A 2,567-nucleotide genomic window follows, 5' to 3' on the forward strand; every position below is an offset into this window, starting at 1 on the left:
GTTTAATTCCGGATTGATTCAGCCCATCAGGGATATCAATATGGGCTTCACTCGTAATTTTTTCGATTACTGTAACGATAACTTTCATGGTTTATTCCTATTTGATTAATTGAGGATTCAGAAGTAAAAATATTCTGAATCCTGATTTCTGACTTTTGATTTACACTGCCCCAGTCTTTACTGCCTGTAACTGTTGCATCCATACCCTAATTGCTGCTAACTCATCCGCACCGTTAGCAACAGCATCAACAACAAGATTTTGATACGAAGACTCAGCATGATTAGGATATTCACACTTGTTTGAAGCCCAAGCCAAACACATGGTTTTGATTAGTTCATTAATCTGGCTAATATCAAGTAAACTTAGGCGGTCAACATCCTGGAATTGCAACCACTCTCTGACTAGATCAAGTGGATAATCAAGCAAGGTGCAAATATTTTTAACTCGCAAATCCTGTGGGTGTATTGATTGAGGAACTACACTAAGTTTTGGTGGAGTCAGTGGGGGTTCGGTAATCGAGTTTGAAGTTGCACCCAATAAAGATTGAATGTCACGAATGATAGTTGCCCAATCCAAATCTCTACTCCATTCCCTGTAAATCTTAGTTTTTGTTGCAGCATCGTAAAGATTGCAGAAAACTGTGTTCTCGTCGCCAGCATTAGCAACGATAATCAGTGGTCTAGAAAAATCCTGAACTAATGACGCAGCGAGAAGAAAGCTTTTAACAAAGTTTGTTTCAATACCAGTTCTAATGATATAAAGTTCATCGGCACTGATAACAATATCCAGCTTTAGGTTGTCCTTTCCTTTGAATTCTTTAGTTGTCAATCGCAGTTCTGATAAGTACCCAGTTAATGCTCTTTGGGTAACAGGCATTTTCTTATCTTGGTTGATATTGAACTTGTACCAAACGTAAGATTCACCGTCTACTTCCCCTTGATTGACAAATAAATAGACGGGTTCGGGAGGATTGCATAACCCTAGTTTAATTTCAGTAACCATGTTCACCTCGGTTAAAGTTTTATTGATTGGTGTTCTGTGTATAATGGGAATTCTGTAGCGGAAAGTAATTTCCCGTAGTTGCAATCGTCTGAATATTGACTACATTCAGATGATTGCTTTTGTACTAAAGAGAAGGCTGTTGATTCCGCTCTAACTCCCATTACAAATAAGACAGCGCAGTTTGAGCATCGGCAATGTTTAAATCTGGCTGATACCCTGCTGACAACAGTTGTTTGTAGTCTGGATGCGTAGCAATTTCAGATAGCAAGTTTTGGGCTTGTTCAACTAACTGGTGCAGATTGGGTTAGACAAATCAAAGCCGAGTCTGGAACATAAATCCTCAGCTTTCACACCGAATGTTCCTGGCTCAATCTCCGTGGCTAACTCTTCAAGCAGAGATTGAAAATTAGGATGTTCATCGTTGATTTCAACCTCAAATAAATCTGCACTCTTTGTAACGACAGTTGCCCAAGCGGGTAAAGTTTGTGGAATGGTTTTCGCGTAAAGTTTCATGATTGTGTCCTTTGGGATTAATAACTTAAAAATCCTCGGCAATTTCCAACAAAAAACCGCGTTCCCAAACAATTCAAAATGCAAAATTCAAAATGCAAAATTAATTTCTTATTCTTCAATTTTCAATTTTGAATTAATAATTTTGAATTTGAGCGGAGCGAATGGTACGCTGATCCAAAGCAAAGCGAGGGTAGCCCCAGTGTCGGGCAATGGATATTGTGGGTTGCATATTGATTGGTGAATGAAGGGAATGTGTTTTAGGGAAAAGGGGAAGGGGTAAGGGGGAAAGGAATGAAGGAATTTCCCTTTAAGCAATACCTTTAACCTTTTCCCAGGCGAAGCCCAACACTTACGCTGTGACTAACTCCGCTCTCTCCAGCAGCCGTTGCAATTTATCGCCAGTTAGCTGTTCTAAGGGTTGCTCTAAAAAATATTCATCAAAAATGGATTTATCATCAGTAGACACGTCCACCATCGATAGCGATTGAACTGCTGACATTGCAGAATCACAGGGTATGCGCTGGGTTTCGTCTGCTGCGCGTGTGAACCACCAATTGCCGTCACTCTGTCCGACTTCGCCTAATTTCACGTCGTTCTGATAAATGCCGTCGTCGAGGATTTCAAAGCCAAACTTCTCGCACTCGTTGAAAATCTGCGCCATGATTTCGTTACCAGTGGTGCATGGTGTTGCAAGTTGTTCCTGCACAAGTAATGAACCATCTTTGTAGTGAGTGCAGATGAAGCGATGACAACGCATTACAGTGTTGGCACGAAATACTTCTTTGTCGTTTACTATGACTACCCAGCGTTGCGTTAAATGATTGTCGTCATGGCTGATGCTGGCTATCAGTTTGTCATCAGCGTAATATTCATGATGGTCAAACGAGATTTCGACTATTGTGAGGGGTTCGGGAGCTACAACTTGGGCTTGGTCTGCAATGTAGTTGTCGAGTTCGGCTTGGGCGACGGCTTGGTTGTCAACTTTCTGAAGCTTAATGGATTGGTGGGTGATGATTGCGTTTACCCAGGATTCTTTGCAGCGTTTGTCTAA

The 2,567-nt window shown here is 41.1% G+C and carries 3 protein-coding genes; all 3 read right to left on the minus strand.

The genetic code is table 11. The features are described from left to right. Window positions 1-160: 160 nt before the first annotated feature. On the minus strand, window positions 161-1,003 hold the full coding sequence (locus H6G97_RS49625; RefSeq protein ID WP_190947593.1) for a hypothetical protein: 843 nt from the start codon (window positions 1,001-1,003) through the stop codon (window positions 161-163). Between the two features lie 285 nt (window positions 1,004-1,288). Beyond that, entirely contained in the window at window positions 1,289-1,516 is a 228-nt protein-coding gene (locus tag H6G97_RS49630; protein ID WP_190947594.1) for a hypothetical protein, read from the minus strand. Between the two features lie 349 nt (window positions 1,517-1,865). After that, window positions 1,866-2,567 (minus strand): hypothetical protein (locus H6G97_RS49635; protein ID WP_199350186.1); only part of this gene is annotated, 702 nt, incomplete at its 5' end.

It is taken from the genome of Nostoc flagelliforme FACHB-838 (assembly GCF_014698065.1).
GTDB classification, from domain to species: Bacteria; Cyanobacteriota; Cyanobacteriia; order Cyanobacteriales; family Nostocaceae; genus Nostoc; species Nostoc flagelliforme_B.